Origin of the sequence: Streptomyces sp. RG80, assembly GCF_040446465.1 — a bacterium.
Classification (GTDB): domain Bacteria; phylum Actinomycetota; class Actinomycetes; order Streptomycetales; family Streptomycetaceae; genus Streptomyces.
This window is the reverse complement of record NZ_JBEAAJ010000013.1, coordinates 248725-274250: the sequence shown is the minus strand read 5'-3', so window position 1 is coordinate 274250 and position 25526 is coordinate 248725. Positions and strand designations below refer to the sequence as shown.

Annotated in this window: 30 protein-coding genes; 17 read left to right on the top strand and 13 right to left on the bottom strand. The window is 71.7% G+C overall.

Annotated features, from left to right (window positions below; translation table 11 throughout):
* Positions 1-104 precede the first annotated feature (104 nt).
* On the bottom strand, positions 105-1103 hold the full coding sequence (locus tag ABKA17_RS39255; protein ID WP_353697170.1) for a DMT family transporter: 999 nt from the start codon (positions 1101-1103) through the stop codon (positions 105-107).
* A gap of 74 nt (positions 1104-1177) precedes the next feature.
* On the opposite strand from ABKA17_RS39255, the gene ABKA17_RS39250 reads away from it, so the two are divergent.
* Positions 1178-2080, top strand: a complete 903-nt coding sequence (locus tag ABKA17_RS39250) for a LysR family transcriptional regulator (RefSeq protein WP_353697169.1) — start codon at positions 1178-1180, stop codon at positions 2078-2080.
* 21 nt (positions 2081-2101) lie between these two features.
* Here ABKA17_RS39250 and ABKA17_RS39245 read toward each other — a convergent pair whose 3' ends face one another.
* Positions 2102-2569 (bottom strand): pyridoxamine 5'-phosphate oxidase family protein, encoded by a 468-nt coding sequence (locus ABKA17_RS39245; RefSeq protein ID WP_353697168.1) that lies wholly within the window; start codon positions 2567-2569, stop codon positions 2102-2104.
* Positions 2570-2709: 140 nt separating this feature from the next.
* Between ABKA17_RS39245 and ABKA17_RS39240 the strand changes: the two genes are divergently transcribed.
* Entirely contained in the window at positions 2710-3363 is a 654-nt protein-coding gene (locus ABKA17_RS39240) for a cysteine hydrolase family protein (protein ID WP_353697167.1), read from the top strand.
* Here ABKA17_RS39240 and ABKA17_RS39235 read toward each other — a convergent pair.
* Positions 3329-3748 carry a Rieske (2Fe-2S) protein gene (locus tag ABKA17_RS39235; protein WP_353697166.1) on the bottom strand — a complete coding sequence of 140 codons (420 nt, stop codon included), beginning with the start codon at positions 3746-3748 and terminating at the stop codon, positions 3329-3331. The genes ABKA17_RS39240 and ABKA17_RS39235 overlap by 35 nt on opposite strands.
* Positions 3749-3841: 93 nt before the next feature.
* Between ABKA17_RS39235 and ABKA17_RS39230 the strand changes: the two genes are divergently transcribed.
* The 7 genes from ABKA17_RS39230 to ABKA17_RS39200 all read left to right on the top strand — a co-directional run bounded on the left by ABKA17_RS39230 (position 3842) and on the right by ABKA17_RS39200 (position 9922).
* Positions 3842-4597, top strand: coding sequence for a HipA family kinase (locus ABKA17_RS39230; RefSeq protein ID WP_353697165.1), 756 nt, complete (start codon positions 3842-3844; stop codon positions 4595-4597).
* Complete coding sequence (locus tag ABKA17_RS39225) at positions 4594-5043, top strand: DUF3037 domain-containing protein (protein WP_353697164.1); 450 nt, start codon at positions 4594-4596, stop codon at positions 5041-5043. Before ABKA17_RS39230 ends, ABKA17_RS39225 begins: the two co-directional genes overlap by 4 nt.
* Positions 5044-5170: 127 nt before the next feature.
* A complete protein-coding gene (fabG, locus tag ABKA17_RS39220) occupies positions 5171-5932 on the top strand; it encodes a 3-oxoacyl-ACP reductase FabG (RefSeq protein WP_353697163.1) in 762 nt (253 codons plus the stop codon).
* A gap of 44 nt (positions 5933-5976) precedes the next feature.
* Positions 5977-6738: an SDR family oxidoreductase gene (locus ABKA17_RS39215; protein WP_353697162.1), complete on the top strand. Its 762-nt coding sequence runs from the start codon at positions 5977-5979 to the stop codon at positions 6736-6738.
* A 213-nt stretch (positions 6739-6951) separates the two neighbouring features.
* Entirely contained in the window at positions 6952-8535 is a 1584-nt protein-coding gene (locus ABKA17_RS39210; RefSeq protein WP_353697161.1) for an ABC transporter substrate-binding protein, read from the top strand.
* A 69-nt stretch (positions 8536-8604) separates the two neighbouring features.
* The gene (gene ung / locus ABKA17_RS39205; RefSeq protein WP_353697160.1) at positions 8605-9288 is read left to right on the top strand and encodes a uracil-DNA glycosylase; all 684 of its coding nucleotides are present in this window, start codon (positions 8605-8607) and stop codon (positions 9286-9288) included.
* Between the two features lie 112 nt (positions 9289-9400).
* On the top strand, positions 9401-9922 hold the full coding sequence (locus tag ABKA17_RS39200) for a hypothetical protein (RefSeq protein WP_353697159.1): 522 nt from the start codon (positions 9401-9403) through the stop codon (positions 9920-9922).
* 33 nt (positions 9923-9955) lie between these two features.
* Here the strand turns inward: ABKA17_RS39200 and ABKA17_RS39195 are convergent, their stop codons facing one another.
* The 3 genes from ABKA17_RS39195 to ABKA17_RS39185 form a co-directional block, all read right to left on the bottom strand.
* Positions 9956-10450 carry a hypothetical protein gene (locus tag ABKA17_RS39195; protein WP_353697158.1) on the bottom strand — a complete coding sequence of 165 codons (495 nt, stop codon included), beginning with the start codon at positions 10448-10450 and terminating at the stop codon, positions 9956-9958.
* Between the two features lie 112 nt (positions 10451-10562).
* On the bottom strand, positions 10563-11075 hold the full coding sequence (locus ABKA17_RS39190; RefSeq protein WP_353697157.1) for a DinB family protein: 513 nt from the start codon (positions 11073-11075) through the stop codon (positions 10563-10565).
* A 42-nt stretch (positions 11076-11117) separates the two neighbouring features.
* Complete coding sequence (locus ABKA17_RS39185) at positions 11118-11708, bottom strand: TetR/AcrR family transcriptional regulator (protein ID WP_353697156.1); 591 nt, start codon at positions 11706-11708, stop codon at positions 11118-11120.
* Positions 11709-11805: 97 nt separating this feature from the next.
* Between ABKA17_RS39185 and ABKA17_RS39180 the strand changes: the two genes are divergently transcribed.
* Together ABKA17_RS39180 and ABKA17_RS39175 are read left to right on the top strand one after the other, a co-directional pair.
* Positions 11806-12987, top strand: a complete 1182-nt coding sequence (locus ABKA17_RS39180; protein WP_353697155.1) for an FAD-dependent monooxygenase — start codon at positions 11806-11808, stop codon at positions 12985-12987.
* 9 nt (positions 12988-12996) lie between these two features.
* Positions 12997-13902, top strand: coding sequence for a Gfo/Idh/MocA family protein (locus tag ABKA17_RS39175; RefSeq protein ID WP_353697154.1), 906 nt, complete (start codon positions 12997-12999; stop codon positions 13900-13902).
* On the opposite strand, the gene lnt is transcribed toward ABKA17_RS39175, so the two are convergent.
* The 3 genes from lnt to ABKA17_RS39160 form a co-directional block, all read right to left on the bottom strand.
* Complete coding sequence (gene lnt, locus ABKA17_RS39170; RefSeq protein WP_353697153.1) at positions 13826-15391, bottom strand: apolipoprotein N-acyltransferase; 1566 nt, start codon at positions 15389-15391, stop codon at positions 13826-13828. The genes ABKA17_RS39175 and lnt overlap by 77 nt on opposite strands.
* Before the next feature lie 80 nt (positions 15392-15471).
* Positions 15472-15945, bottom strand: coding sequence for a nuclear transport factor 2 family protein (locus tag ABKA17_RS39165; RefSeq protein WP_353697152.1), 474 nt, complete (start codon positions 15943-15945; stop codon positions 15472-15474).
* Between the two features lie 64 nt (positions 15946-16009).
* Positions 16010-17188: an FAD-dependent monooxygenase gene (locus tag ABKA17_RS39160; RefSeq protein ID WP_353697151.1), complete on the bottom strand. Its 1179-nt coding sequence runs from the start codon at positions 17186-17188 to the stop codon at positions 16010-16012.
* A 191-nt stretch (positions 17189-17379) separates the two neighbouring features.
* Here ABKA17_RS39160 and ABKA17_RS39155 point away from each other — a divergent pair, with 191 nt between their 5' ends.
* A complete protein-coding gene (locus tag ABKA17_RS39155) occupies positions 17380-18627 on the top strand; it encodes a hypothetical protein (protein WP_353697150.1) in 1248 nt (415 codons plus the stop codon).
* 9 nt (positions 18628-18636) lie between these two features.
* On the opposite strand, the gene ABKA17_RS39150 is transcribed toward ABKA17_RS39155, so the two are convergent.
* Positions 18637-19206: a chloramphenicol phosphotransferase CPT family protein gene (locus ABKA17_RS39150; RefSeq protein ID WP_353697149.1), complete on the bottom strand. Its 570-nt coding sequence runs from the start codon at positions 19204-19206 to the stop codon at positions 18637-18639.
* Between the two features lie 43 nt (positions 19207-19249).
* Here ABKA17_RS39150 and ABKA17_RS39145 point away from each other — a divergent pair, with 43 nt between their 5' ends.
* On the top strand, positions 19250-19825 hold the full coding sequence (locus ABKA17_RS39145) for a hypothetical protein (RefSeq protein ID WP_353697148.1): 576 nt from the start codon (positions 19250-19252) through the stop codon (positions 19823-19825).
* A gap of 15 nt (positions 19826-19840) precedes the next feature.
* Here the strand turns inward: ABKA17_RS39145 and ABKA17_RS39140 are convergent, their stop codons facing one another.
* Positions 19841-20020: a hypothetical protein gene (locus ABKA17_RS39140; protein WP_353697147.1), complete on the bottom strand. Its 180-nt coding sequence runs from the start codon at positions 20018-20020 to the stop codon at positions 19841-19843.
* A 137-nt stretch (positions 20021-20157) separates the two neighbouring features.
* Complete coding sequence (locus tag ABKA17_RS39135) at positions 20158-21033, bottom strand: undecaprenyl-diphosphate phosphatase (protein ID WP_353697146.1); 876 nt, start codon at positions 21031-21033, stop codon at positions 20158-20160.
* Positions 21034-21316: 283 nt separating this feature from the next.
* On the opposite strand from ABKA17_RS39135, the gene ABKA17_RS39130 reads away from it, so the two are divergent.
* The 4 genes from ABKA17_RS39130 to ABKA17_RS39115 are packed head-to-tail and all read left to right on the top strand — an operon-like array spanning position 21317 to position 24925.
* Entirely contained in the window at positions 21317-22462 is a 1146-nt protein-coding gene (locus tag ABKA17_RS39130; RefSeq protein ID WP_353697145.1) for a Gfo/Idh/MocA family protein, read from the top strand.
* Entirely contained in the window at positions 22459-23385 is a 927-nt protein-coding gene (locus tag ABKA17_RS39125; RefSeq protein ID WP_353697144.1) for a DUF6807 domain-containing protein, read from the top strand. Before ABKA17_RS39130 ends, ABKA17_RS39125 begins: the two co-directional genes overlap by 4 nt.
* Positions 23379-24086: a cupin domain-containing protein gene (locus ABKA17_RS39120; RefSeq protein ID WP_353697143.1), complete on the top strand. Its 708-nt coding sequence runs from the start codon at positions 23379-23381 to the stop codon at positions 24084-24086. The genes ABKA17_RS39125 and ABKA17_RS39120 overlap by 7 nt, the downstream gene beginning before the upstream one ends.
* Positions 24087-24136: 50 nt before the next feature.
* Positions 24137-24925 carry an alpha/beta fold hydrolase gene (locus ABKA17_RS39115; protein WP_353697142.1) on the top strand — a complete coding sequence of 263 codons (789 nt, stop codon included), beginning with the start codon at positions 24137-24139 and terminating at the stop codon, positions 24923-24925.
* A gap of 74 nt (positions 24926-24999) precedes the next feature.
* Here ABKA17_RS39115 and ABKA17_RS39110 read toward each other — a convergent pair whose 3' ends face one another.
* The gene (locus ABKA17_RS39110; protein WP_353697141.1) at positions 25000-25470 is read right to left on the bottom strand and encodes a winged helix-turn-helix transcriptional regulator; all 471 of its coding nucleotides are present in this window, start codon (positions 25468-25470) and stop codon (positions 25000-25002) included.
* Positions 25471-25526: the final 56 nt, after the last annotated feature.

Sequence of the window (25526 nt, the reverse complement as noted above, 5' to 3'; positions counted from 1 at the left end):
TCCACGGTTGGGCAGCGCCCCGAAGGGGCGCGGGGAAATGCGCGACCAGCCACAACGGCCCCGCGGACGGCCGACGGCACATCGCGGCACTTCCCGCGGAGCGCTCAGCGGCGGGTCAGGTCGCGGTGCGGCTCCTGCGCGGTGGGGGTCGGTCGTGTTCCGCGGCGCAGTCGTGTGGTGATGCGGCCCCGGGTTGCCGCCGGGGTGCGCTGCGGCACCTGTGTCAGCGCCGCGCCCGCCAGTACGATCACCGCTCCGACCGGCGTCGACCAGGTCAGCGTCTCGCCGAGCAGGACGACACCCGCGGCGGTCGCGACGACCGGGATGAGGTAGGTGACCAACTGGGCGGTCGTGGGGCCGACTTCGGCGACCAGGCCGTACTGGAGGAGGAGTGCGAGGCCCGTGCCCAGGGCGCCCAGCGCCGCGATCGCCAGCAGCGGCGTCACGGCGAAACGACTGGGGAAGTCGGTGAAGAGCGGTGTGACGACCGCCAGTTGCAGCGCCGCCAGCAGCAACTGCGCGCCCGTCATGGACAGGTGGGAGTGGCCGACGCCCGCGAGCGTGCGGCGGATGTAGATCCAGCCGACCGGGTAGCTCAGCGAGGCCAGCAGAGCCATCGCGGTGCCCCGGGCGTCCACGCCGTGGAAACCCTGCCAGGCGCCCAGGACCGTCAGCACGCCGAGGAAGCCGACGCCGAGACCGGCCACCCGCAGCCGCGTCGGCCGGTCCTCCGACAGGGCGACCAGCGACAGGGCCATGCCCCACAGCGGCGAGGTCGCGTTGCAGATGCCCGCGAGCGTGGACGGGATGGTCAGTTCCGCGTAGGCGAAGAGGGAGAAGGGCAGGGCGTTCACCAGGAACGCGGCGACCGCCAGATGCCCCCAGGTGCGCGCCCCGCGCGGCAGCCGCTCCCGCTTCACGGCCATCGCCGCCGCCAGTACCGCCGTCCCGAACAGCAGCCGCCCCAGGGCGACCTGGAAGGGGGCGTAGCCGTCGGTGCCCACCTTGATGAGCAGGAAGCTGAAACCCCAGATCAGCGAGAGGGCGGCGAAGCGCAGACGCCAGTCGAGGGCCGGGGGGCGTGGCATGGGGGCGGTGGTCATGAGGACCACCCTGGCGGCGAAGACCTCGTAGCACAATCGAGATTTTCGACCCGATATCTCGTAGCATCACTTACATGTTGAATCTGGAGCGCCTGCGTACCCTGGACGCCCTCGCCCGGCACGGATCGGTGAGCGGCGCCGCCGAGGGGCTGCACATCACGACGTCCGCCGTCTCGCAGCAGATGTCCAAGCTGGAGCGCGAGGTCGGTCAGCAGATCCTCGCCAAGAACGGCCGGGGTGTACGGCTCACGGACGCAGGCCGGCTGCTCGCCCAGCACGCGGCCCGCATCCTGTCGCAGGTCGAGCTCGCCCAGTCCGACCTGGAGGCCCAACGCGGCCAGGTGGTCGGCGAGTTGCGGCTCTCGGCGTTCCCGACCGCCGCGCGCGGACTGTTCCCGGCGGCGCTCTCGGCGCTGGTCGCCGAGCACCCCGCGCTACGGGTCCGCTCGTGCGAGCAGGAACCGGAGCACGGCATCGCGGGCGTGGTCCGCGGTGACCTGGACCTCGCCGTGGTCCTCGACTGGTACAACAAGCCCATGCCGCTCCCGGAGGGCCTGGTGAAGGCGTCCGTGCTGGACGATCCGGCGGATGTGGCGATGCCGGTCGGGCATCGGCTCGCGGGGCGTGACGAGGTGGACCTGGCCGAGTTCGCCGAGGACGAGTGGATCACCTGGGCGGAGGGCGAGTTCTGCCACGAGTGGCTGATGTTCACCCTGCGCTCCAAGGGCATCGAGCCCATCGTCGGCCACCGCGCCGCCGAGACCCACACCCAACTCGGGCTCGTCGCCGCCGGGTTGGGCGTCTGTATCGCCCCGCTGCTGGGGCGGCACCCGATGCCCGAGGGGGTCGTGACCGTCCCGCTCAAGCAGCGCGTGCGCCGGCATGTGTACGTCGTCTGGCGTGCGGACGCCGACCGCCGCCCGTCGATCAGGGCGGCGGTCGAGGCACTGCGGGCGGCGGCCGCGAAGCTCGGCTGAATCCTCGCGGCGACAACCGCCTTACGGGGAGGGCAACTTGCGGAAGTCCCAGGACACGATCTTGTCCGGCGTCAGCCGCATCCACGCGTGCCGCCCGTCGTGCGGCATCTCGTCGAGGCGGAAGTTCTTGCGCGCGAACAGTGTCTCCGGGACGTCGAGTTCGGCGTACAGCTCGCCGACGCGTGGCGCCTCGCCCACGAACTCCACGGCCCCGGACAGCTCGACGCCGCGCAGTTCGTCGTACTCCTCGCCGGTGTCGACCACGATCGCGACCCGCGGATCGCGGCGCAGATCGGTCCAGCGCTTGCTCTTCACCACCGAGTACAGCCAGAGCGAGGTGCCGTCCCAGGCGAACCAGAGCGTGCTCACGTGCGGGGCGCCGCCCGTCGAGACGGTGGCGACCCGACAGGTGCGCTGGCTGGTGAGGAACTCGTCCAGCTCGCCCGGCGTCATCATGATCTTCCGGCCCCGGCGCTGAGTGACGGTCATACGGCCCCCTCTTCCTTCTCCCACGTCGTGCCAGAGGAGAGATCCTCTGACATCACGTCAGAAAAGGATGCGGCGTCTTCCGTCGGCACGCAATGGTGGTTACGCTCGCCCGCTCCAGCGTCGGCGACCAGGGGGCGACCGTGCCGTCGAAAGAACAGCTCAGCGAGCTTCTCGACCCGCGCTCCACGGTGCTGCTCACCGTCGAGTGCCAGCAGGGTGTCGTCGGCCCGGACAGCGCGCTGCCCGAACTGGCCAAGGAGGCACGGCAGTCGGGCGCCCTCGCCAACGTGGCCCGGCTGGTGGCCGGCGCCCACGAGAGCGGGATCCAGGTGATCCACGCCCTCGCCGAACGCCGCCCCGACGGCCGCGGCGCCAACCGCAACGCCCGGCTGTTCCGCGCCGCCGAACGGCTCCCCGTCCAGCAGCTGTCCGGCACCACGGCGGTCCGCGTCGCGGCCCCGATCGAGGTCCTGGAGGAGGACCTCGTCGTTCGGCGGCTGCACGGGCTGTCGCCGATCCAGGGCACCGACGTCGACCCGCTGCTGCGCAACCTGGGCTGCCGCACGCTCGTCGTCACCGGCGTCTCGGCCAACGTGGCGATCCCCGACGCGGTGTTCGACGCGGTCAACCGCGGCTACACCGTGGTCGTCCCGACGGACGCCGTGGCCGGCGTGCCCGCCGACTACACGTCCGCGATGCTCCGCAACACCCTCGCCCTGGTGGCGACCCTGGCGACCACGGCCGAGGTGCTGGCCTGCCTCACGCGAGCGAGATCGACTCCCCGCTCACCGTGATCTTCTCCTCCGGCAGCGGCTGGGTGGCGGGTCCCTTCTGCACGCTGCCGTCGCTCACCGAGAACTCGCTCTTGTGGCACGGGCAGGTGATGACCCCGTCGCTGATCCCGGTCACCGCGCATCCCTGGTGCGTGCACTTCGACGAGAAGGCCTTGAACTGGCCCGCCGTGGGCTGGGTGACCACCACGCCCGCGTCCTTGAAGATCTTGCCGCCGCCCTCGGGTATGTCCGAGGTCTTCGCCAGCGCGGTTCCGGAGGAGGCGGAGGAGGACCCGTCGTCCGACCCGCACGCGTTCAGCGTGATGGCGAGCCCCGCCGCCCCCACCGCCGCCACGACGGTGCGGCGGCTCGGTGTCGAGGTGGGATGAAGCGATTCGCTGGACATGGTCACGTCCCCTTCCACGGATATCTCGTGAACTGCCCAGGGGTACGGACCCGACGTGCCCGTTGTTCAGCCACCCCTCGGTAACCTGGGCCGATGCTCAAGGAAGCCATCGCGACCCGCTACATCACGCCCCTGCGGGAAGGCGGCTCGCTGCCGGGGCTCGTCGAGGCCGACGATCTCGGGACCTACGTCATCAAGTTCACCGGCGCCGGACAGGGCCGCAAGACGCTGGTCGCCGAGGTGGTCGTCGGCGAGCTCGCCCGCCGCCTCGGTTTCCGGGTGCCCCGGCTGGTGACGCTGGACCTCGACCCGGTGCTCGGCCTCGGCGAGCCCGAGCAGCAGGTGCAGGACCTGCTCCGGGCCAGCGGCGGCACCAACCTCGGTATGGACTTCCTCTCCGGCGCCCTCGGCTTCGACCCGCTCGCCTTCACGGTGAGCCCCGAGGAGGCCGGGCGGATCGTCTGGTTCGACGCGCTGGTCAACAACGTCGACCGGTCCTGGCGCAACCCCAACCTGCTGATGTGGCACGGCGACCTGTGGCTCATCGACCACGGCGCGACCATGATCTGGCACCACAACTGGCCGGGCGCGGAGGCCTCCGCCGCCCGCCCGTACGACGCCTCGGACCACACCCTCGCGCGCTTCGCCCCGGACGTCCGGGCGGCCGCCGCGGAGCTGGCCCCCCTCGTCACCGAGGACCTCCTCACCGAGGTCACCGCCGAGATCCCGGACGTCTGGCTCGCGGGCGAACCCGGCTTCGACACCCCGGACGAGCTGAGAAGGGCCTACGCGCGGCCCCTGCTGGCCCGCGCCACCGTCATCCACGACCGCATCCAGGGGATCAAGTGAGCGAGCGCCATATCCACATGGCCGGCAGTGTCGTCGAGCGGCACATCATCAAGGGCGGCGAGGCGGGCGACCGGGACGTCTTCGAGTACGCCCTGCTGCGCCTCGTCCCCCGCGTCGAGCGCGGCGAGTGCATCAACGCCGGCGTCCTCGTCTACTGCCGAGCGAAGGCCTACGTCGGCGCCCGCACCCACCTCGACGAGGCCCGGCTGCTCGCCCTCGACCCGGCGGCGGACGTGGCCGGGGTGCGGGCGGCGCTGCGGGCGGTGGAGAGCGTGTGCGCGGGCGGCGACGGGGCCGGGCAGGCGGCCGCCGACGACGCCGGACGGCGGTTCCGCTGGCTCGTCGCGCCCCGCTCGACGGTCGTCCAGCCGGGACCCGTGCACACCGGGCTCACCACCGATCCGGCAGCCGAGACGGAACGCTTGCTGGACCTCCTGGTCAGGTAATGGATCACACCGGGGCCGAGTGGCGTTGACACCGGGTGCCAGGCCTTCTAGCGTCACGTCTGCCGAAGGTACTAAGCGGTCGCTCACCGATCGGGCCGCACTTCTTCAAGGGCGAGGAGAACGAGCAATGTCCACCACTGAGCAGCGGGTAGCCATCGTCACGGGCGCCGCACGCGGCATCGGTGCCGCCACCGCCGTACGACTGGCCGCCGAGGGCCGCGCGGTCGCCGTGATCGACCTCGACGAGGCCGCCTGCAAGGACACCGTGGAGAAGATCACCGCGGCGGGCGGCAAGGCGATCGCGGTCGGCGCGGACGTCTCCGACGAGGCCCAGGTCGAGGCCGCCGTCGCGCGCGTCGCCGCCGAGCTCGGCGCCCCGACGATCCTCGTCAACAACGCGGGCGTGCTCCGCGACAACCTGCTGTTCAAGATGAGCGTCTCCGACTGGGACACCGTCCTGAACGTGCATCTGCGCGGCTCCTTCCTGATGACGAAGGCCGTCCAGAAGCACATGGTCGACGCCGGCTTCGGCCGCGTGGTCAACCTGTCCTCGTCCTCGGCGCTCGGCAACCGCGGTCAGGCCAACTACTCCGCCGCCAAGGCCGGTCTCCAGGGCTTCACCAAGACCCTCGCCATCGAGCTCGGCAAGTTCGGCATCACCGCCAACGCCGTCGCCCCCGGCTTCATCGCCACCGACATGACCGCCGCCACCGCCGCCCGCGTCGGCATGGGCTTCGAGGAGTTCAAGGCCGCGGCCGCCACCCAGATCCCCGTCGCCCGCGTCGGCGAGCCCGAGGACATCGCCAACGCGATCGCCTTCTTCACGAACGAGGCCGCCGGCTTCGTCTCCGGCCAGGTGCTGTACGTGGCCGGCGGACCGCTCGACTAAGGCATCAAGGGACACAGGGACCAAGGGACTTAGGGATCACCGACATGACTGAACTGCCTGAGCTCTCCGGCAAGGTCGCCCTCGTCACGGGCGCCAGCCGCGGCATCGGCTACGGCGTCGCCGAGGCGCTCGTCGCCCGCGGCGACCGCGTGGTCATCACCGGCCGCAACGAGGACGCCCTGAAGGAGGCAGTCGAGCAGCTCGGCGCCGACCGGGTCATCGGCGTCGCCGGCAAGGCCCACGACGAGGCCCACCAGGCCGTCGCCGTCGAGCGCGCCATGGAGGCCTTCGGCCGCGTCGACTACCTCGTCAACAACGCCGGTACCAACCCGGTGTTCGGGCCGATCGCCGACCTCGACCTGAACGTGGCCCGCAAGGTGTTCGAGACCAACGTGATCTCGGCGCTCGGCTTCGCCCAGAAGACCTGGCACGCCTGGCAGAAGGAGAACGGCGGCGCGATCGTCAACATCGCCTCCGTCGCGGGCGTCGCGCCCTCGCCCTTCATCGCCGCGTACGGCGTCAGCAAGGCCGCCATGATCAACCTGACCGCGCAGCTCGCCCACGAGTTCGCGCCCAAGGTGCGGGTCAACGCGATCGCCCCGGCGGTCGTGAAGACCAAGTTCGCCCAGGCCCTGTACGAGGGCCGGGAGGCCGAGGCCGCCGCGTCCTACCCGCTGGGCCGGCTCGGTGTGCCGTCCGACATCGGCGGCGCCGCCGCGTTCCTCACCTCCACGCAGTCCGACTGGATCACCGGTCAGACGCTCGTCATCGACGGCGGCATCTTCCTCAACGCCGGCGTGGGCTGACCCGACCCGCACAGGGACAGGGACAGGGGCGCCGCTGGACATCAGTGGCGCCCCTGTCCCTGTGCGGGAGCCGCAGTACAGGACCCGCACAGGGCACCGACAACGCCGCCACAGCGGCACCGACCAGGAACGGGCCGGAGGGCCCGGTTCAGGCCGGGTAAAGCTGCGGTATGGTCTGCCAACCCTTGGTATGGCAGCTCGAGGAGCGTGCGCGTGTTCAACCGGAACAGAAGCCTTCGGCGGATGGCGGCCGCCGCGTCCATATCGTCGCTGGTGGCCGGATGTGGCGTCCTGTCGTCCGACTCCTCGGACGAGGGGGGCCCGATCGTCGTCGGCACGACCAGCGCCCCGAGCACCCTGGACCCCGCCGCGTCCTGGGACAGTTCCTGGGAGCTGTTCCGGAACGTTTACCAGACGCTCCTGAACTACTCGCCCGGTGGCACCGCGCCCGAGCCGGACGCCGCCGAGAGCTGCGAGTTCACGGACACGACGAGCACCGAGTACAGCTGCACGCTGCGCGAGGGCCTGAAGTTCTCCAACGGGCACACCCTGGACGCCCAGGCCGTCAAGTACTCGATCGACCGGATCAAGAAGATCAACGTCAACGGCGGTCCCGCGGGCCTGTTGGGCACTCTCTCCCGGGTGCAGGTGAGGGGCGATCGCGAGGTCGTCTTCCATCTCAGCCAGCCCGACGCCACCTTCCCCCTGGTGCTCACCACGCCCGCCATGTCGATCGTGGACCCTGAGGAGTACTCCGCGACCGAGATCCGCAAGGACGGCGGGATCGACGGCTCGGGGCCCTACACCCTGGACGCCTGGGACGAGGGCAAGAAGGCCGAACTCGCCAGCAACGACCACTACAAGGGCATAGCGGATCGCAAGAACAGCGCCGTCACCATCCGCTACTTCCAGCAGTCGGACGACATGGTCAAGGCCCTCAGGAAGAAGGAGATCTCGGTCGTCTACCGCGGGCTCCCCGCCGCCGACACCGTGGACATCGAGGAGAACCAGCGTGAGGAGGGGCTCCAGCTGGTCGAGAACGCCACCTCCGAGATCAGCTACCTGGTGTTCAACCCCAAGGACCCCTGGGCCGCGAAGCCCGCGGTCCGCAAGGCCGTCGCCCAGATCGTCGACCGCTCCGCGCTCGTGCACAAGATCTACAAGGACACCGTCGAGCCGCTGTACTCGATGGTCCCGGCCGGACTCATCGGCCACACCACGGGCTTCTTCGACGACTTCGGAGACCCCAGCGTGGCCAAGGCCAAGCGGTTCCTCACAGAAGCGGGGATCACCGAGCAGGTCCCACTGACCCTCTGGTACACCACCGACCGCTACGGCTCGACGACCAAGCCCGCCTTCGAGGAGCTGAAGCGGCAGCTGGAGGCCTCCGGCCTCTTCACGATCACCCTCAAGAGCCGCCCGTGGAAGACCTACGTCGAGGGCTACCAGAACGGCGAGTACCCGGTCTTCGGGCGCGGCTGGTTCCCGGACTTCAACGACGCCGACAACTTCATCGCACCCTTCGTGGGTGAGCAGAACGCGCTCGGCACCCCGTACGAAGCCCCCGAGATCACCGGCAAGCTGCTGCCGGAGTCGCGCGCGGAGAGCGACCGCGGGGCGGTGGGCCAGCAGATCGAGGACGCGCTGCAGATCTTCGTGGACGACGCACGGCTGTTGCCCCTGTGGCAGGGCAAGCAGTACGTGGCCGCGGACGAGGAGATCGGCGGTCTGGAGAACGTCATCGACCCGGCGACCATGATGACCATGTGGGATCTGTACCGGAAGACCAGCTGGTAGCGGCGCACTGTCAGTGGTCGCCTGTAGGTTCTCAGACCTGAAGTGACCGCACGACATAAGGACGTTGACGTGACCGACATCGCCATGCTGCCCGAGTCCTGGCGCGGGGTCCTGGGCGACGAGCTCCAGCAGCCCTACTTCAAGGAGCTGACCGAGTTCGTCGAGGAGGAGCGGGCGAAGGGTCCCGTCTATCCGCCGCGCGAGGAGGTCTTCGCCGCCCTGGACGCGACCCCCTACGACCAGGTCAAGGTCCTGGTCCTCGGCCAGGACCCGTACCACGGCGAGGGCCAGGGCCACGGCCTGTGCTTCTCGGTGCGCCCCGGTGTGAAGACCCCGCCCTCCCTGAGGAACGTCTACAAGGAGATGAAGGAGGAGCTCGGCACGCCGATCCCGGACAACGGCTATCTGCTGCCGTGGGCCCAGCAGGGTGTCCTGCTGCTCAACGCGGTGCTCACCGTCCGCTCCGGCGAGGCGAACTCGCACAAGGGCAAGGGCTGGGAGAAGTTCACCGACGCCGTCATCCGCGCGGTCGCCGACCGGCCCGACCCGGCGGTCTTCGTGCTGTGGGGCAACTACGCCCAGAAGAAGCTCCCCCTGATCGACGAGACGCGGCACATCGTGGTCAAGGGCGCGCACCCCTCGCCCCTGTCGGCGAAGAAGTTCTTCGGCTCCCGCCCGTTCACGCAGATCAACGAGGCGGTCGCGCAGCAGGGCCACGAGGCGATCGACTGGACGATCCCGAGCCTGGGCTGACCGCCGCCGGGCCGGTTCCCCGCCGGACCGGCCCGGTGCCGCCTGACCGGGATTGTCGGTGGGGGCCGTTAGCGTCGGGTCGTATCGACCGACGAGTGGCCCGGAGGACGCGGTGGCGGAGCGACAGGAGCAGACGGCGCCGGATGCCGTGATGACGCGGATCGGGCAGGTCGTCATGCTGCACCACGCGGGGGACCGCGAGGAGGCCCGGCACCGCTTCCTGGACCTGTGGGCGGAGATCGGCGAGGACGGCGACCCGCTGCACCGCTGCACCCTCGCCCACTACATGGCCGACACCCACGACGACCCCTGTGACGAACTCGCCTGGGACCTGCGGGCGTTGACGGCCGCCGAGGAACTCACGGACGACCGTCTCGCCGAGCACGAGGGAGCGCTCGCGGTGCGGGCGCTCTACCCCTCGCTGCATCTGAACCTCGCGGCCGACTATGTGAAGCTCGGCCGCTCCGACGCCGCCCGCACCCATCTGCGCCGGGCCCGAGGGGCGGCGGAGTCGCTCGGCGAGGACAGCTACGGAGACGGGGTCCGGGCCGCCATCAGCCGACTGGAGCTACGGCTCGGTGAGGGCGGCGCCCCCGGCGCCGACGGGTGGGGGCCGCCGCGGCAGCGGCTGTGACCGGTCGCCCCCGTGCCCGTGAAGGGCGCTCGGCTAACGCCCGTACGTCTGCTCGCAGATCGCCGCCTCCGGGCTGTCCTTGCGCCACGCGCCGTACTGCTTGCCGAGCTTGCACACGTCCGGGTTCTTCGGCACCTGGGTGGCCACGTCGGGGATCTCGACGTGCGGCCGCTGCGGCCGCCGGACCTCTGGGTGCCCGGCCCCGGGATGCTCCGGCCGGGCGTGCGGCTGTGAGCGCGGCGCCGGCTGCTCGGGCGCCGGTGCGGCGACGGAGGACGGCGGTGCGTCCCTCGGCTCGGGCGCGCTCGGTCTCGACTTCCGGGACGACTCGATGAGTTGCAGGGCCTCCTGGGCCGGTGCCTGTACGACCTGCGGCTCGGCCCGTCCGTCGGGCCGCGGCGCCGACGGCTGGGTCGGCGCCACCGGCGGGCCCGGCGCGACGGAGGGGTGCTGGACCGTCACACAGCCGGAGAGGGCCGAGACAGCCACGGTGACCAGGAGCGCTGCGGTCGTCGTCGTTCGCTGCATCTGCGCAACTCTGCTGGGTCGCGCCGGATTCGGGACAGCGGACAAGCGGAGGTTGGCCCGCACGGGTGATCTCCGCCCCCGTACGGAGGGTGCCCCGTCCGCGAGGGTGACGTCAGTCGCCGGTCGCGCCGTCGACCCGCTCGCGGATCAGGTCGGCGTGGCCGTTGTGGCGGGCGTACTCCTCGATCATGTGGGTGTAGATCCACCGGAGGTTGAAGCGCTCACCGGTGCGCCGGTGCTTGCCCGCGGACAGCTCGTCCAGGCCGAATCGGGCCGCGTTGCGCCGCGCCACGTCGATCTCCGCCTGCCAGGTGGCGTAGGCCTCCGCCCAGGTGTCCGCCTCGGTGAGATGGAACTCGCCGTCCGGGTCCGCCTCGCTGTAGTAGATCGGCCCCGGGTCGTCGTCGGCCAGCACCTTGCGGAACCAGCCGCGCTCGCACTCGGCCAGGTGTCGCACCAGCCCCATCAGGGACAGCTCGGAGGGCTCCACGGCGGCGGTCCTGAGCTGGGCGTCGGTCAGGCCCTCGCACTTCCAGGCCAGGGTCTGACGGTGGTAGTCGAGCCAGCCCTCCAGCATCGTGCGTTCGTCGGCGTTCGTCGCGGGTTCGGTGCGCTCAGTGGTCATGCCCGCATCGTGTCCCAACTCGCCGGGTCCCACCAGGCGTTTTCATGACCCCAGCATCCCGTCGAGCAGCTCCCGCAGCCCCGCCCGCACCTCCTCGGGGCCCGGCACCCGGGCGCTGAACGAGCCGGCCACGCAGGAGAACATCAGCCCGTCCGCCCACGCGACCAACGACAGCACATGCCGGTCCGGGGCCGTCGAGCCCAGCGCGGTGACGAGGACCGAGAGCTGGTCGCGGAAGCGGGCCCCCGTCGCGTCGAAGTAAGCCCGCAGCTCGGGGCGGCGGGTGGCCTCCAGGGCCAGTTCGTAGCGGGCGAGGGTGAGTTCGCGGTGGTGGGTGAGGGCGCGGTGGGTCGCCAGCGCGAGCGCGTCCGCCATGGCATCGAGGCCGGCCGCCGGATCCGGCATCTCGTGCAGCGCCAGCACCTTCGCCTCGCGGTCCGCGAGACGGCGTACCGCCAACTCCAGAAGTGCCTGCCGGGTGCGCGCCAGATTCGACGTGGACCCCTGCGGCAGCCCCGCCGCCTCGTCGACCGCCCGGTGTGTGAGCCCCCGCATCCCGCGCTCCGCGAGCAGCGCGAGGGAGGTGTCGGCGACGAGGTCGGCCCGGGAGGCGGGTGCGGTGCGTACGGACATGAGGGTCAACCTACCCGGCGCACTACGCCTGTAGTACAGTCGAGTCATCGGGACACTACACCTGTAGTCCCCAGGTCCACCGACCGGAGGAGCACCCATGGCACAGCCCCGGCGCGTGATCGTCATCGGCGGCGGCATAGGCGGCCTCGCCGCGGCCGCCGCCCTGCACCTGCGCGGCAGCCAGGTCACCGTCCTGGAACGGTCGCGCTCTCTGGCACCGGTCGGCGCCGCCATCTCCCTGGCCCCCAACGCCCTGCGCGCCCTGGACGTCCTCGGCATCGGCGACGAGATCCGCGACCTCGCCGCCTGGTCCGGCGACGGAGGACTGCGCACCCCGCGCGGACGCTGGCTCTCCCGCTCCAGCGCCGCCGCGGCCGCCGAGCGCTTCGGAGGCCCGCTCGTCCTGCTGCACCGGGCCACCCTCGTCAACAGCCTCGCCGCCCTGCTCCCACCCGGCACCGTCCGCACCGCCGCCGAGACCGCCCTCGTCGACCCCGGCGACGCCCACCGCCCGGCCCGCGTGCGGACACCCGACGGCGAGCTGGAGGCCGACCTGGTCGTGGCCGCCGACGGCATCCACTCCGCCGTACGGCGTGCGCTGTTCCCGGACCACCCCGGCGCCGCCTACTCCGGATTCACCACCTGGCGCCTGGTGATCCCGCTGCCCGGGACGCAGTTCGCCTCGCACGAGACCTGGGGCCGGGGCCGGATCTGGGGCACCCACCCGCTCAAGGACGGCCGGGTCTACGCGTACGCCGCCGCCCTGGCACCCGCGGGGGAGCGCGCCCCGGACGAGCGGGCCGAACTCGTCCGCCGCTACGGCGACTGGCACGACCCGATCCCCGCCGTACTCGCCGCCGCCCGGCCCGAGGACGTCCTGCGCCACGACGTCCACCACATCGCCGAGCCACTGCCCGCCTTCCACCGGGGCCGGGTCGCGCTCCTCGGCGACGCCGCGCACGCCATGCCCCCGACCCTCGGCCAGGGCGGCAACCAGGCGATCGAGGACGCGGTCGTCCTCGCGCACCACCACACCGACCTCGCCGCCTACTCGGCGGCCCGCCTGCCCCGTACCACCGCCATCGCCCGTCAGGCCGTCAGGATCGGACGCCTGAACCTGACCGCGAACCGCGGTCTCATGGTCGTACGCGACACCGCGATCGCCGCGCTCTCACTGGCCGGCCCCGCCCTCTTCCTGCGCGGATTCGACGGCATCGCCGACTGGCGGCCCCCGCTGCCGCCGTATGCTTCGGTCGTGTCAGGCGCGGGCAAGCGGTAGGGAGATCCAGTGAAGGTCGGCTGCATCGGACTCGGCGACATCGCCCAGAAGGCCTATCTGCCGGTGCTCGGCGGTCTGCCAGGGGTCGAACTGCATCTCCAGACCCGTACGCCCGCCACCCTCGCCCGCGTCGCCGACGGCCTGCGCCTGCCCGAGGGACAGCGCCACCTCGATCTCGACTCGCTCCTCGCCGAGGGGCTCGACGCGGCCTTCGTGCACGCGCCCACCGCCGTGCACCCGGAGATCGTGACGCGGCTGCTGGAGGCGGGCGTGGCGACGTACGTCGACAAGCCGCTGGCGTACGAACTCGCCGACTCGGAGCGGCTGGTGGCGCTCGCCGAGGAGCGCGAGGTGTCCCTCGCGGTCGGCTTCAACCGGCGCTACGCGCCCGGGTACGCGCAGTGCGCCGACCATCCGCGCGAGCTGATCCTCATGCAGAAGAACCGGATCGGGCTGCCGGAGGAGCCCCGGTCGATGATCCTCGACGACTTCATCCATGTCGTCGACACCCTGCGCTTCCTCGCGCCGGGCCCGGTCGACGACGTGACCGTGCGGGCCCGCGTCGAGGACGGGCTGCTGCACCACGTGGTGCTCCAGCTCTCCGGCGCCGGCTTCACCGCGCTCGGGGTCATGAACCGGCTCAGCGGCTCCGCCGAGGAGATCCTGGAGGTGTCCGGACAGGACACCAAGCGTCAGGTGGTCAACCTCGCCGAGGTCATCGACCACAAGGGGCAGCCGACCGTGCGACGGCGCGGGGACTGGGTGCCGGTGGCCCGGCAGCGCGGCATCGAGCAGGTCGTGACGGCCTTCCTCGACGCCGTGCGCGCGGGCAAGGTGCTCAGCGCCCGGGACGCGCTGGCGACCCATGAGCTGTGCGAGCGGGTGGTACACGCGGTTCAGGAGCGGCCCGCCTGAGCCGTACGGCCTTCAGGCCCAGGCCCACGCACCAGCCGGCGACGACGAGCAGTGCCGCCCGGGTCAGCCAGTCGCCGAAGCGGACGTACGGCGTGACACTCGTGGCCAGCGGCACGTCGTAGACCGCCGTGGTGCTCGCGTCGGTGCCCAGCCACGAGCCGATCCGCTGTCCTTCCGGGCCGTAGACGGCCGAGACTCCCGTCAGGGTGGCGTGCACCATCGGGCGGCCGGTCTCGGCGGCGCGCAGCGCGGCCAGCGACGCGTGCTGCTCCGGGGCCCAGCTCCACTGGAACGTGGAGGTCGACGACTGGGCGATCAGCACCTGGGCGCCGTCCTCGGCGAGGTGCCGGCTCATGTCGGGGAACGCGGACTCGAAGCAGACCATCGGGCCGACCCGCAGCCCGTTCCCGACGTCCATCACGACCTGCTCGTCGCCGCTGCGCCGGTTCTCGCCCGCGGCCTTGCCGACAGAGGTCGCCCAGCCGAACAGCGAGCGGAACGGGATGTACTCGCCGAACGGCACCAGCCGCATCTTGTCGTAACGGTCGCCCGTGAGCCCTTCGGGCCCGACCAGTACCGAACTCTTGTAGATACCGGGCCTGTCGGAGCGCCGGGCGTCCACGTTGACGAGGATGTCGGCCCCGGTCGCGGCGGAGAGCGCGGCGAGCCGGCGGGCGAGGTCCGGGCGGTCGCCGAGGTCGTAGCCGACACTGCTCTCGCCCCACACGATCAGGTCGACGTCCTGTCCGGCGAGTTGCCGGGTGAGGGCCTCCTCGCGGGCGAAACGCCGGTCGGGACCGTCGACGACACCCGGCTGTACGACGGCGATCCGCACGCCGCCGTCGGCCTGAGGGCGCGGCGACCACATCCAGGCCGCCGAGGTCGCGGCGGCCGTGGCCACGAGTCCGGCGACGGCGGGCACGCGCGCCTGCCGCACCGTGACCAGCACGGCGACCGCGACGTTCACGGTCACCACCAGGAAGCTGATCAGCCACACCCCGCCCACCGAGGCCAGCCGCAGCGCCGGCTCCACCTCCCACTGACTGGCGCCGAGCACCCCCCACGGCCCGCCGAGCCCCTGCCAGGAACGGACGAGCTCGACCAGCAGCCAGCCCGAGGGCAGCACGAGGAGGGCACCGGCGATCCGGCCGCGCGAGGGCGTACCGGCGAGGAAGTGACGGACCATCACGCCCCACGGCGCCCAGAGCGCGCCCAGGAGGGCCCCGATGACCAGGGTGAACACATGCAGGCTCGGCAGCAGCCAGTGGTGCATGGCCAGCATGAAGCCGAACCCGCCGCACCAGCCGTCGTACGCCGCCCGTTTGCCGGTCGGAGCGGAGCGGACGAGCGCGATCCAGGGGACCAGGGCGACGTAGGCGAACCCCCACAGGGAGGGTTCCGGGAAGGCGAGCACGGGCAGAGCGCCGGCCAGGGCGGCGAGGACGGACCGCCGCCACGGGGAGGCGAGCCAGTGGCTGAGCGTCTTCATGCGGCGCCTCCCTACCCCGTGCGTCCCTCCAGTGTGCGTGGTGCGGACGCCCCGGGGACAGAGGGCGTCGACTCAGTTGATCATGGGCGTGGTTCGGCGGCCGGGAGGCGCCGCCACTTCTCCTGCACGACGACCTCGCGCAGCCGCCAGCCCTCGTCCGTGCGCAGCAGCCCGAAGGCGTAGCGGCCGCCGCAGACGAAGTCGGGGGCGGAGGCCTCGCCGTCCGGGGCCATCCGCATCGGGTTGACGTAGTCGGCCTGGACGCGGGCCGTGTCGCCCGTGTCGTGGTCCCACTGGCCGAAGGTGATACGCCGGTTGACGATCAGATGCTGCCGCATCGAGAACACCCGCAGGTTCTCGGCGAGCCACGCGGAGATCTGCCCGGCGTCCCCCTCGACCCCGCCGGCCGAGCGGTAGTCCGCGCGTCCGTCCGCGGTGAACAGTCCTCGGTACGCCTCCCAGTCGCCGTCGTCGACCGCGACGGCGTAGTCGGTGATCAGCCCGTCGACGGCCAGCCGGTCCATCACGGTGGCGAGCTCCACACGCTGCGTCATCGGCTCAGTGTTGGGCATGGGACGGGCGGGGCCAAGAGGCGTGCGGTGACATTCGGACGGCCGCTCAAGGCGCCCCCGGCTCGTCGACTACGTCGGCTGCCCACGCGGCCGCCACCGGGAGGAACCGTTGCTCGGCCGCGTGCGCCGCCATCCGGGCGTCGCGGGCCTCGGCCTCGGGACCGTCCGCGAGGTGGAACTCGTCGCCGGCCCGCGCCGAACGGGCCTGCATCTCCGTGGCGCCGGCCAGCCGTCGGCGCGCGTACCGGTCGAGCGCCTCGGGTACGTCGGCGGGGCCCGCGCCCCTGAGGCAGTCGCCGAGTACGGCCGCGTCGAGGAGCGCCTGTGCCGCGCCCTGCGCCTGGAACGGCACCATCGCGTGCGCGCTGTCGCCCAGCAGGGTCACCCGTCCACAACCCCAACGGGCGAGCGGGGCACGGGTGTGGATGCCCCAGCGGTACATCCGCCCCGCGCGTTCGAGCACCCGGACCACCCGGGGCTCCCACCCCTCGAAGGCGCGCAGCGCTTCGTCCGGTTCCGCGAGCTCGGTCCACGACTCCCGGGCCGTGTCCGTCCCGAACACGGCCACGACGTTGAGGAGTTCGCCGCGGCGCACCCGGTAGTGGACGAAGTGCCGGCCCGGCCCGAGCCAGATCCCGGTGTCCGGGAGGTCCAGATCGGCGACCTGCTCGGCCGGGAGGAGCGCGCGGTAGGCGGCGGTCCTCGAGAACACCGCCGCGTCCGCGCCGAAGAGCCACTGCCGGGCCGCGGAGCGGATGCCGTCAGCGGCCACGACGAGATCCGCGGTCAGGCGCTCACCGCCCGCCGTCGTCACGTGGGCGGACCTGTCGTCCTGCTCGATGCGCACGACCCGGGTGCCCAGACGCACCGACCCGGGCGGCACGGCGGCGGCCAGGGCCTGCTGGAGATCGGCCCGGTGCAGTTGCAGATAGGGCGCCCCGAACTCGGCGTCGACCTCGCGCCCCAGCGTGTACCGGCAGATCTCCGCCCCGTCGGACCAGCGGCGGAAGCTCAGTTCGCCGGGTGGTGCGGCCTGCGCGGCGACCGCGTCCAGCCGGCCGAGGCCGCGCAGCACCCGGGTGGCGTTGGGCGCTAGCTGGATTCCGGCACCGGCCTCGGTGAACCGCGGCGACTGCTCCACCAGCACGACCTCGTGCCCGGCGCGACGCAGACTCAGGGTCGCGGCCAGCCCTCCGATACCGGCGCCGATGACGATCGCTCGCATGGCTCGACGGTAGCGAAGCGGACCTCGTTGCCGCGCGTGGTGTTTCGGGCGTACCCGAACGGTTCGTGAAGAGGAGCCGCCGAGGGGTGAATACGTGTCCATCATGACAGGTCGGAGGCCGTTTTCGTAGGACGAACGGCACTGCTCGACAGCCTTGTTCGAGGCCCTGTTCGACTCTCAGAATCGCGGTCATGGATGACGCGCAGAAGGTCGATCAGGATGCGGTGCAACGGGCCCGGACAATGCTGCTCGGATCGGACGGGCTGAGCGTCGCGGAGCAGGTGGAGGCGTACCGGGTGCTGTCCGTGGTGAGCCCGCTGACCTACGTTCCCAAGCTGGCCGACGCGCTGGTGGCGTACGGCTACGAGCCGGAGCTGCGGGACCTGCCGGACGTACGGCTGGTCTGGCACGCGGAGGCGGTGGCCACGGCACGGCGGATCGACGAAGGGGACCCGAACCGGACCGAGTTGCTGGTCCGCGTCCTGGATTCCTACCAGCGTGGTCTGTACGCCGCGGGCCGCCGGGAGGAGGGTTTCGCCATCCTTGAGGAGATGGCCGAGGCCGGGCGGTGGGGGTATGAGAACGGGCAGGTGAAGATCCCCGGGTACGGGCAGCGACAGCTGGCGGTGGTACTGGCCGAGGAGGGGCGGTACGAGGAGGCGGCGGAGGTCTGCGCGAAGGGGGTCGCGGACGAGCGCAACCAGCCACGGTGGAGGGGCTATCCCTCGGCCGCGGTCGAGTGGGTGTCCGTTCTCGAGGCGGCCGGACGCCAGGAGGAGGCCTTGGAGGCGTTCGCCGAACTGGTGGACTACTCCCGCGACGAGGTCGCCGCGGGAGACACGTTCCCGTCGATCCTGGTCTGGCGACTGGTTTACCGATCCGGGATGCTGGACGCCGCCGGATGTCCCACGCAGGCCGGAACGGACAGGCAGGAGGCCCTTGTCCTGCTCGCCGAGCTGGACCGCGCCGGGGAGGACAGGCGCTGGAGCGGCGTCTCGTCGTGGGTCACGCTCTTGGCCCTGTCGGGCCGATCGGCGGAGCCCGTGCCGACGCCCGAGGCGCCGGCGCCCCCTTTCGGATGGGACCCCGCGCACTGGTCGCGCGAGGTCAGGAAGGCGTACCTCGACGGGCTGGGCCCCCTCGAAGAGCAGCTGACCGCGCTGCGGGAGGACCCGTCCGCGTCTCTGCCCGAACTGCTCGCCCTGCACCGCAGACTGGCCATCCGCACCGCTGTGTTCCAGGAGCAGCGTCATGGCTCCCCGGACCTGAAGCCGCTGCACCCTCTCTTCGACGAGGGTGTGGCGCTCGCCCGGCGCCTCGGTGAACGTCAGGCGCTGGGCCGGGCCCTGACCGACCGCTCCATGTTCCTGCTCGCGGCCAAACAGTACGGCGAGGCCTACGGCGACTTCCGCGAGGCCTGCGAGCTGCTGGACCGGTGATGCGCAGCGTCACAGTGCCGCGCCCAACCGCTCGAAGGCCGTCGGCGTCGGACGGTTCGCCAGGAACTCCTTGATCAGCAGGGCGCATTCCCGCGGGGTGGCGCGACTCGTGTCGCACTCGACGTCGTACACCCCGTGGGAGTGCACCTGCTCCAGCTGGCGTGCCGCGAGGCCCGGCGGCCGGTCGCCCCGCTCGCGCTCCCGGCGCGCCAGTTCCTCCGGCGGGCAGTGCACGCCGACGAGCACCACGTGCCGGGGGTCGAAGAGCGAGAGGCAGTCGCGCAGCCGCCACTCGGCGCTGAGCACATGGTCGACGACGACGTCGTTGCCGGCGGCGGCCATCCCCGCCACGGCACGGTGGAAACCACGCCAGGTCCGGTGCAGCACGGTGCCCAGCCGGTCCGGCGGCACGGTCGCGTTCGACCGCATCGCGTGGAACGCGTCCACGGGGAGGTGGAAACAGGGCTCGTCGAGGATCGCCGACAGCTCCGCCGCGATGCTCGACTTGCCCGAACTGGAGGTGCCGTTCAGGAAGATGACGAGACCCTGGCGCTCGGGGACGCTGTCGAGGTGCTCCATGGGGTGGATCCTAGGAAACTCCTCGATGCGGGATGATCGGTTCATGACGTACGCCGCTTCGTTCCGCCACCAGTCCTGGGGCGAGGGCACCTACGAGCTGGCCGTCGAGGTCGGTTCGACGGACGACGCCGCTGTCCAGGCCGTGCTGAGCGCGGTGTGGGCCGCGGCGGGCGTGCAGGGGTGCTACGGGCACGGGGACCGGGAGCCGGAGGAGCAGGAGCCCGTGCCGTGCACGGTCGCCTCGCTGAAGGAGTTCGGGTGGCTCTTCGGCCGGGTGCGGCTGCCTTCGGGGCAGCTCGTCGCGTGCGCGGTCATGGCGGTGCGTGACGATGACGACAGCGACTGGGTGGACTTCGGGGTGCCGCCGAGGGCGTTGGAGCAGGCGGGCGTCGTGTTCCAGGAGGGGGCGTTCATCCGGTCGGCCGCCGCGGACGACTGGCTGGCCGGTGTCGGAATGGAGGCGTTCCGCGAGGCGCCGTTCAGCCTCGGAGTGATCGGATGGAACGTCTCCGGTCTCACCGACGCCGCGTATCTGGGTGGCGTCATGCCCGAGAAGCGGGGCATGGGCCATCTGCTGCCGCGCGATGGCGTCGTGCACTACGGCGCCGTCAACGACTGAGCGGGGAGCGCGATTTCAGGCCGCTTCGATGATGCTGCTGCGGATCGCGGCCGCCCACTCGACCACCAACAGCTCGTACTCCTCGCGCTCCTGGGTGGACAGCGAACCACCCGCCCGCAGCCACAACGCACGGATCTGCTCGTTCACTTCGGCAGCAGACCGCACGGAACCAGAGGCCACGGATTCGGGGGACATGCGGACAAGCCTAAGGGCAGGAACTGACACTGCGCTACCGAACGGCTACACGCAACGTATGTGATGGGTCACGGAGTTCACTGTGCGAACGTGTCGGATTCGCCGTCGTGCGCATGCCGCAGGGGCGACAAAAGGCGTCAGCCCGCCGACTCCGCCGCGTGCGGGCTCAGTCCGCCGAACGTCACCAGCAGGATGATCACGATGCCGAGCGCGATGCGGTACCAGACGAAGGGCATGAAGCTCTTCGTCGAGATGAACTTCATGAACCACGCGATGACCGCGTACCCGACGACGAACGCGATGATCGTCGCGAAGATCGTCGGAGGCCAGTCCACGTGCCCGCCCTCCATCGCGTCCTTGGTCTCGAAGAGGCCGGACGCGAGGACCGCGGGGATGGCGAGGAGGAACGAGTAGCGGGCCGCGGACTCGCGCTTGTAGCCCATGAAGAGGCCGCCGCTGATGGTGGCGCCGGAGCGGGAGACGCCCGGGATGAGGGCACAGGCCTGGCAGAGGCCGAAGATCAGACCGTCCCGGACGCCCAGGTCCTCCAGGCCCTTGCGCTGCTTGGCGGCCCGGTGCTTGCCGCCGCTCTCGTCGCGGGCCGCCATCCGGTCGGCGATGCCGATGATGATGCCGACCACGATCAGCATGGTCGCGGTGATCCGCAGATCGCGGAACGGCCCCTCGATCTGGTCCTTGAGCGTCACGCCGAGCACGCCGATCGGGATCGAGCCGACGATCACCAGCCAGCCCATCTGGGCGTCGTGGTCGCGGCGCATCTCCTTGTTCACCAGCGACCGGCACCACGCCGAGATGATCCGGCCGATGTCCTTGCGGAAGTAGATCAGCACGGCCGCCTCGGTGCCGATCTGGGTGATCGCGGTGAAGGCGGCGCCCGGGTCGTCCCACTTGGCGAAGGCCGCCGTCAGGCGCAGATGCGCGCTGGAGGACACGGGGAGGAACTCGGTCAGCCCCTGGACGAGTCCGAGGATGAAGGATTCAAACCAAGACATGGAGGTAGGGAGTCCAAGCGCTGATCGTGGGAGGAGCGACGGGCACACCGAGCCGTCCGGGCCGCGGTGATCACAGGTGTGGAGGGCAGCCTAGCGGCCCCGGGTGACAGCCTTGGCACAGGGTGTCCGTGGGGCATCGGTGAGCAGTCGGTGAGCAGGGGGTACGCGCTGTTGACCGGCCAGGGTGCGGCCGCTTAGGTTGCTGCGGAGAGAAAGCGCTTGCTGCTCATATGGCAGGTGTCGGCGCTGTCTGCCGTTCGTCCGAGGAGTGCTGATCCCGCCCATGTCACCCACCACTCCCTACGACGGCCGTCGTATCCGGGCCGCCGTGATCGGTACCGGTGCCATCGCCCGGGGCTCCCACCTGACCGCCCTCGCCGCGCTCGCCGCCGAAGGTGAGGTCGAGGTGGTCGCGGCGGTTGACATCGATGCCAGGGCCGTCGAGGAGTTCTGCGCGGCGGGCGGTGTCCCGCACCCCTACACCGACCTGGACCGGATGCTGCGCGAGCAGCGGCCCGACCTCGTCAGCATCTGCACCCCGCCCACCCTGCACCGCGACCAGACCGTCGCCGCGCTGCGCGCCGGGGCCTGGGTGTGGTGCGAGAAGCCCCCGGTGCCGACGCTGGCCGACTTCGACGCCGTGGAGGCGGAGGAGGGCAAGGAGAGCGGCCCGTACGCCTCGATCGTCTTCCAGCACCGCTTCGGCTCCGGCACCCGGCATGTGCGCCGACTGCTCGACGCTCAGGCCCTGGGCCGCCCGCTCGTCGCGCACTGCCAGACCACCTGGTACCGCGACACCGCGTACTACGCCGTGCCCTGGCGCGGCCGCTGGGCGACCGAGGGCGGCGGCCCCGCGATGGGCCACGGCATCCACCAGATGGACCTCCTGCTGGACCTGCTCGGCCCGTGGAGCGAGGTGCGCGCCATGGCCGGACGGCTGGTGCACGACGTGGAGACCGAGGACGTCTCCACCGCCCTGCTCCGCTTCCCGAACGGCGCGATGGCGACGGTCGTCAACAGCGTGCTGAGCCCCGACGAGGTCAGCCGCATCCGTATCGACTGCGAGCGCGCGACCGTCGAACTCACCCATCTGTACGGTCACGGCAACGCGAACTGGACCATCACCCCGGCCCCCGGCGTCCCGGACGAGGAGGCCGCCGCCTGGCGGGACTTCGGCGCGGACGTGCCCAGCTCGCACCTGGAGCAGCTGCGTGAGCTGGTCGCGAGCATGCGTGCCGGGGAGCGGCCGCGCAGCAGCGGTGCCGACGGTCGTGGCAGCCTGGAGCTGGTCGCCGCGCTCTACAAGTCGGCCTTCACCGACGTCACGGTCAGAGCGGGCGAGATCGGTCCGGGCGACCCGTTCTACACGGCCATGCACGGGAACGCGCCCGGCTGGGCCCCCGTCGTCAGCGAGGAGGTGCCCGTATGACCGGGCTGCGCATCGTCCACGCGCACGGCGACCGGATCACGGTGACCGACCCGGCCACCGGCGTCGAGCTGCTCTCCTACGTCTACGCTCCGGAGGCCGCCTGGGAGGCCCCCAAGCCGTATCTCCACCCGCTGCGGACCCTGGCCGGCGACATCGTCACCGACTACCGGCCCAACGACCACCGCTGGCACAAGGGCCTGTCCCTGACCGCCTCGCACCTGTCGGGCGCCAACCTGTGGGGCGGCAACTCCTACGTGCACGGCGAGGGCTACCTCGAGATCCCCGAGCGCGTCGGCTCGATGGCGCACGTCGGCTTCGACGAGGTCGCCGCCGAGGGCGACCGGGTCGTCATCGCCGAGCGGCTCACCTGGCACCCGTACGGCGGCGAGCTGTGGGCCGACGAGGAGCGCCGGATCGAGATCCACGACGTCGACCAGGAGTCCGGCTCCTGGGCGCTGACCTGGACCAGCGCCGTCACCAACCGGCGCGACGAGCCGCTGGTCTTCGGCAGCCCCACCACCGCCGGCCGCGAACTGGCCGGCTACACGGGCCTGTTCTGGCGCGGCCCGCGCGCCTTCCGCGGCGGACGGATCATCGCGCCGGACGCCGAGGGCCCCGGCCTGCTCGGCGAACAGGCCCCCTGGCTGGCCCTCTCGGGCGAGCACGACGGCACGGACGGCCACGCCACCCTCGTCTTCGAGCACGCCCCCGAGAACGACCACCTCGGCGAGGAAGGCGCCCACCCGGCCCACTGGTTCGTCCGCAACGAACCCTTCGCCGGCGTGGCCCCCTCCTGGGCCTTCTACGACGAGTTCGCACTCGCCCCCGGCGACACCCTCACCCGCCGCTACCGCGTCGTCGTCGCCGACGGCGCCTGGGAGCGGGAGGAGATCGCCAAGTACCTGGCGGCGCATCCGTGGTGACCGCCTTCGAGGGGCTGCCCGGCGGCGTCGCCGTCTCGCACCTGTGCGTCTACGACTGGCCCGCCGCCGACGGTGTCTCCGGCGGAACTCCCCATATGCACCTGACCTGTTCGGAGGCGTACGTCGTCACCGGCGGCCGGGGTTCGGTGCAGACCCTCACGACGGCCGGGTACGAGGTCACGCCCCTCGTACCCGGTACGGTCGCCCGGTTCACGCCGGGCACCATCCACCGGCTGGTCAACGAGGACGACCTGCGCATCACCGTCCTCATGCAGAACAGCGGACTGCCGGAGGCGGGCGACGCGGTGCTCACGCTGCCGCCGGAGTACCTGGCCGACCCGCAGCGGTACGCCGCCGCGACCGCCGTCCCCGCGGACGCGCCGGAGGCGGAGCGGGCCCGGATCGCGCGGGCCCGCCGCGACCTCGCCATGGAGGGCTACCGGGCGCTGCGGGAGGCTCCCGAGGGGCTGGCCGCCTTCCATCGCGCGGCCGCGGCCCTCGTACGGCCCCGGCTCGCCGAGTGGCGCGAGCGCTGGCGGGCCGGTGCGGCGGCGGCCGCGGCGGCGACGGGGGAGCAGCTGGACCGTCTGGAGGCCGGCGATCCGTCGCACCTCGCGCAGGCCGTCGTACGGGCCGAGCAGCCGTCGGAGCACGGCAGGTTCGGGATGTGCGGGCGGCTGGACGTCTACAAGGGCGCCTGAACCGTCCGATTCGTCGCGACACCGCCGGTGGGGGCGCCTAGCCTGAAGGCATGGCCATGGTGCAGGTCGGTGGCCTCCAGGTCGCCTACGACCGTGCGGGACAGGGGCCGCCCCTGGTTCTCGTCCACGGTGCGGGCGTCAACGCCCGCATGTGGCAGCCCCAGTTCTACGCGCTGGCCGACGAGTTCACGGTCGTGGCGTGGGACGAACCGGGCGCCGGCCGGTCCTCGGAGCTGCCTGAGGGCTTCGCCCTCGCGGACTACGCGCACTGTCTCGCCGCCGTGATCGAGGACGTGGGCCTCGGCCCGGCCCAGGTCGCCGGGCTCTCCTGGGGCGGGACGGTCGTGCTGGAGCTGTACCGGCACCGTCCCGAGCTGGTCCGGACGCTGCTCATGGTCGACGCCTACGCCGGCTGGAAGGGCTCCCTGCCGCCGGAGGAGGTGGCGGCGCGGGTCGAGGGCGTGCGGCGGATGCTCTCGGTGCCACCGGAGGAGTTCGATCCGACGGTGCCGGGGCTGTTCGCGGGGGAGCCGCCCGCCGAGTTCGTGCCGCTGCTCGACTCGATGGCCCGCGATGTGCGCCCGGCGAGCATGGGTGCGCAGCTCCTGCTGATGGCCGAGGCGGACCAGCGCGACCTGCTGCCCCGGATCGAGGTGCCGACGCTGCTCCTGTGGGGCGAGCTCGACGCGCGGTCGCCCCTGAGCGTGGCCCGCGCCTTCGAGGAGGCCGTTCCGGGCGCCGAGCTGGTGGTGCTGCCGGGTGCGGGGCACGTCAGCAACCTGGAGACGCCGGAGCTCTTCAACCAGGCCGTACGGGCGTTCTGCCGGGCACACGGCTAGTCACACACGGCTAGTCGCACACGTCTAGTCGCCCACGCCTGGTCGGGCGCAGGCATGGTCATGCCCGTGCGCGGTCAGGCCGCCGACGGTCCCGCCACCGTCCAGCCCGGTGTCTGCGGATGCGCGGTGAGGTCCTCGTGGCGGATCGGGTCGCCGCATCCGGCGCAGGTGACGACCGGGGTCAGTTCGTTGCCGCAGACGTGCTCGACCACCATGGGGCGGTCGTCGTCCTGGCGGAGGTGGCGGTCGCCCCAGGCCATCAGGGTGACCAGGACCGGTTCCAGTTCGAGCCCCGCCGGTGTGGGCCGGTACTCGAAGCGCTGCGGCCGCTCGCTGTAGGCCCGCTTGGTGAGGATCCCGGCGTCCACGAGCCGGCGCAGCCGCGTGGCCAGGATGTCGCGCGGGGCGCCGATGTTGCGCACCAGCTGGTCGAAGCGCCCGTTGCCCAGGAACACCTCGCGCAGCACGAGCAGGGAGTACTTCTCGCCGACGAGCGCCAGGGCGTCGGCGATGGAACAGGGGCGCGGGTCTTTGGGGACGGCCATGATGCCGATTCTAGGGGAGGGTTTGATTTTCCAACTCCCAGAGCTATGGTGAGTTT

What these genes read in the sequence shown, in the direction of transcription:
- ABKA17_RS39145 (WP_353697148.1), top strand. Translation starts at nt 19,250, where the DNA reads ATGACGTACGCCGCTTCGTTCCGCCACCAGTCCTGGGGCGAGGGCACC.
- ABKA17_RS39255 (WP_353697170.1), bottom strand. Translation starts at nt 1,103, where the DNA reads ATGACCACCGCCCCCATGCCACGCCCCCCGGCCCTCGACTGGCGTCTG.
- ABKA17_RS39195 (WP_353697158.1), bottom strand. Translation starts at nt 10,450, where the DNA reads ATGCAGCGAACGACGACGACCGCAGCGCTCCTGGTCACCGTGGCTGTC.
- ABKA17_RS39125 (WP_353697144.1), top strand. Translation starts at nt 22,459, where the DNA reads ATGACCGGGCTGCGCATCGTCCACGCGCACGGCGACCGGATCACGGTG.
- fabG (WP_353697163.1), top strand. Translation starts at nt 5,171, where the DNA reads ATGTCCACCACTGAGCAGCGGGTAGCCATCGTCACGGGCGCCGCACGC.
- ABKA17_RS39110 (WP_353697141.1), bottom strand. Translation starts at nt 25,470, where the DNA reads ATGGCCGTCCCCAAAGACCCGCGCCCCTGTTCCATCGCCGACGCCCTG.
- ABKA17_RS39230 (WP_353697165.1), top strand. Translation starts at nt 3,842, where the DNA reads ATGCTCAAGGAAGCCATCGCGACCCGCTACATCACGCCCCTGCGGGAA.
- ABKA17_RS39130 (WP_353697145.1), top strand. Translation starts at nt 21,317, where the DNA reads ATGTCACCCACCACTCCCTACGACGGCCGTCGTATCCGGGCCGCCGTG.
- ABKA17_RS39155 (WP_353697150.1), top strand. Translation starts at nt 17,380, where the DNA reads ATGGATGACGCGCAGAAGGTCGATCAGGATGCGGTGCAACGGGCCCGG.
- ABKA17_RS39150 (WP_353697149.1), bottom strand. Translation starts at nt 19,206, where the DNA reads ATGGAGCACCTCGACAGCGTCCCCGAGCGCCAGGGTCTCGTCATCTTC.
- ABKA17_RS39180 (WP_353697155.1), top strand. Translation starts at nt 11,806, where the DNA reads ATGGCACAGCCCCGGCGCGTGATCGTCATCGGCGGCGGCATAGGCGGC.
- ABKA17_RS39250 (WP_353697169.1), top strand. Translation starts at nt 1,178, where the DNA reads ATGTTGAATCTGGAGCGCCTGCGTACCCTGGACGCCCTCGCCCGGCAC.
- ABKA17_RS39245 (WP_353697168.1), bottom strand. Translation starts at nt 2,569, where the DNA reads ATGACCGTCACTCAGCGCCGGGGCCGGAAGATCATGATGACGCCGGGC.
- ABKA17_RS39215 (WP_353697162.1), top strand. Translation starts at nt 5,977, where the DNA reads ATGACTGAACTGCCTGAGCTCTCCGGCAAGGTCGCCCTCGTCACGGGC.
- ABKA17_RS39235 (WP_353697166.1), bottom strand. Translation starts at nt 3,748, where the DNA reads ATGTCCAGCGAATCGCTTCATCCCACCTCGACACCGAGCCGCCGCACC.
- ABKA17_RS39190 (WP_353697157.1), bottom strand. Translation starts at nt 11,075, where the DNA reads ATGACCACTGAGCGCACCGAACCCGCGACGAACGCCGACGAACGCACG.
- ABKA17_RS39140 (WP_353697147.1), bottom strand. Translation starts at nt 20,020, where the DNA reads ATGTCCCCCGAATCCGTGGCCTCTGGTTCCGTGCGGTCTGCTGCCGAA.
- ABKA17_RS39135 (WP_353697146.1), bottom strand. Translation starts at nt 21,033, where the DNA reads ATGTCTTGGTTTGAATCCTTCATCCTCGGACTCGTCCAGGGGCTGACC.
- ABKA17_RS39165 (WP_353697152.1), bottom strand. Translation starts at nt 15,945, where the DNA reads ATGACGCAGCGTGTGGAGCTCGCCACCGTGATGGACCGGCTGGCCGTC.
- lnt (WP_353697153.1), bottom strand. Translation starts at nt 15,391, where the DNA reads ATGAAGACGCTCAGCCACTGGCTCGCCTCCCCGTGGCGGCGGTCCGTC.
- ABKA17_RS39160 (WP_353697151.1), bottom strand. Translation starts at nt 17,188, where the DNA reads ATGCGAGCGATCGTCATCGGCGCCGGTATCGGAGGGCTGGCCGCGACC.
- ABKA17_RS39185 (WP_353697156.1), bottom strand. Translation starts at nt 11,708, where the DNA reads ATGTCCGTACGCACCGCACCCGCCTCCCGGGCCGACCTCGTCGCCGAC.
- ABKA17_RS39115 (WP_353697142.1), top strand. Translation starts at nt 24,137, where the DNA reads ATGGCCATGGTGCAGGTCGGTGGCCTCCAGGTCGCCTACGACCGTGCG.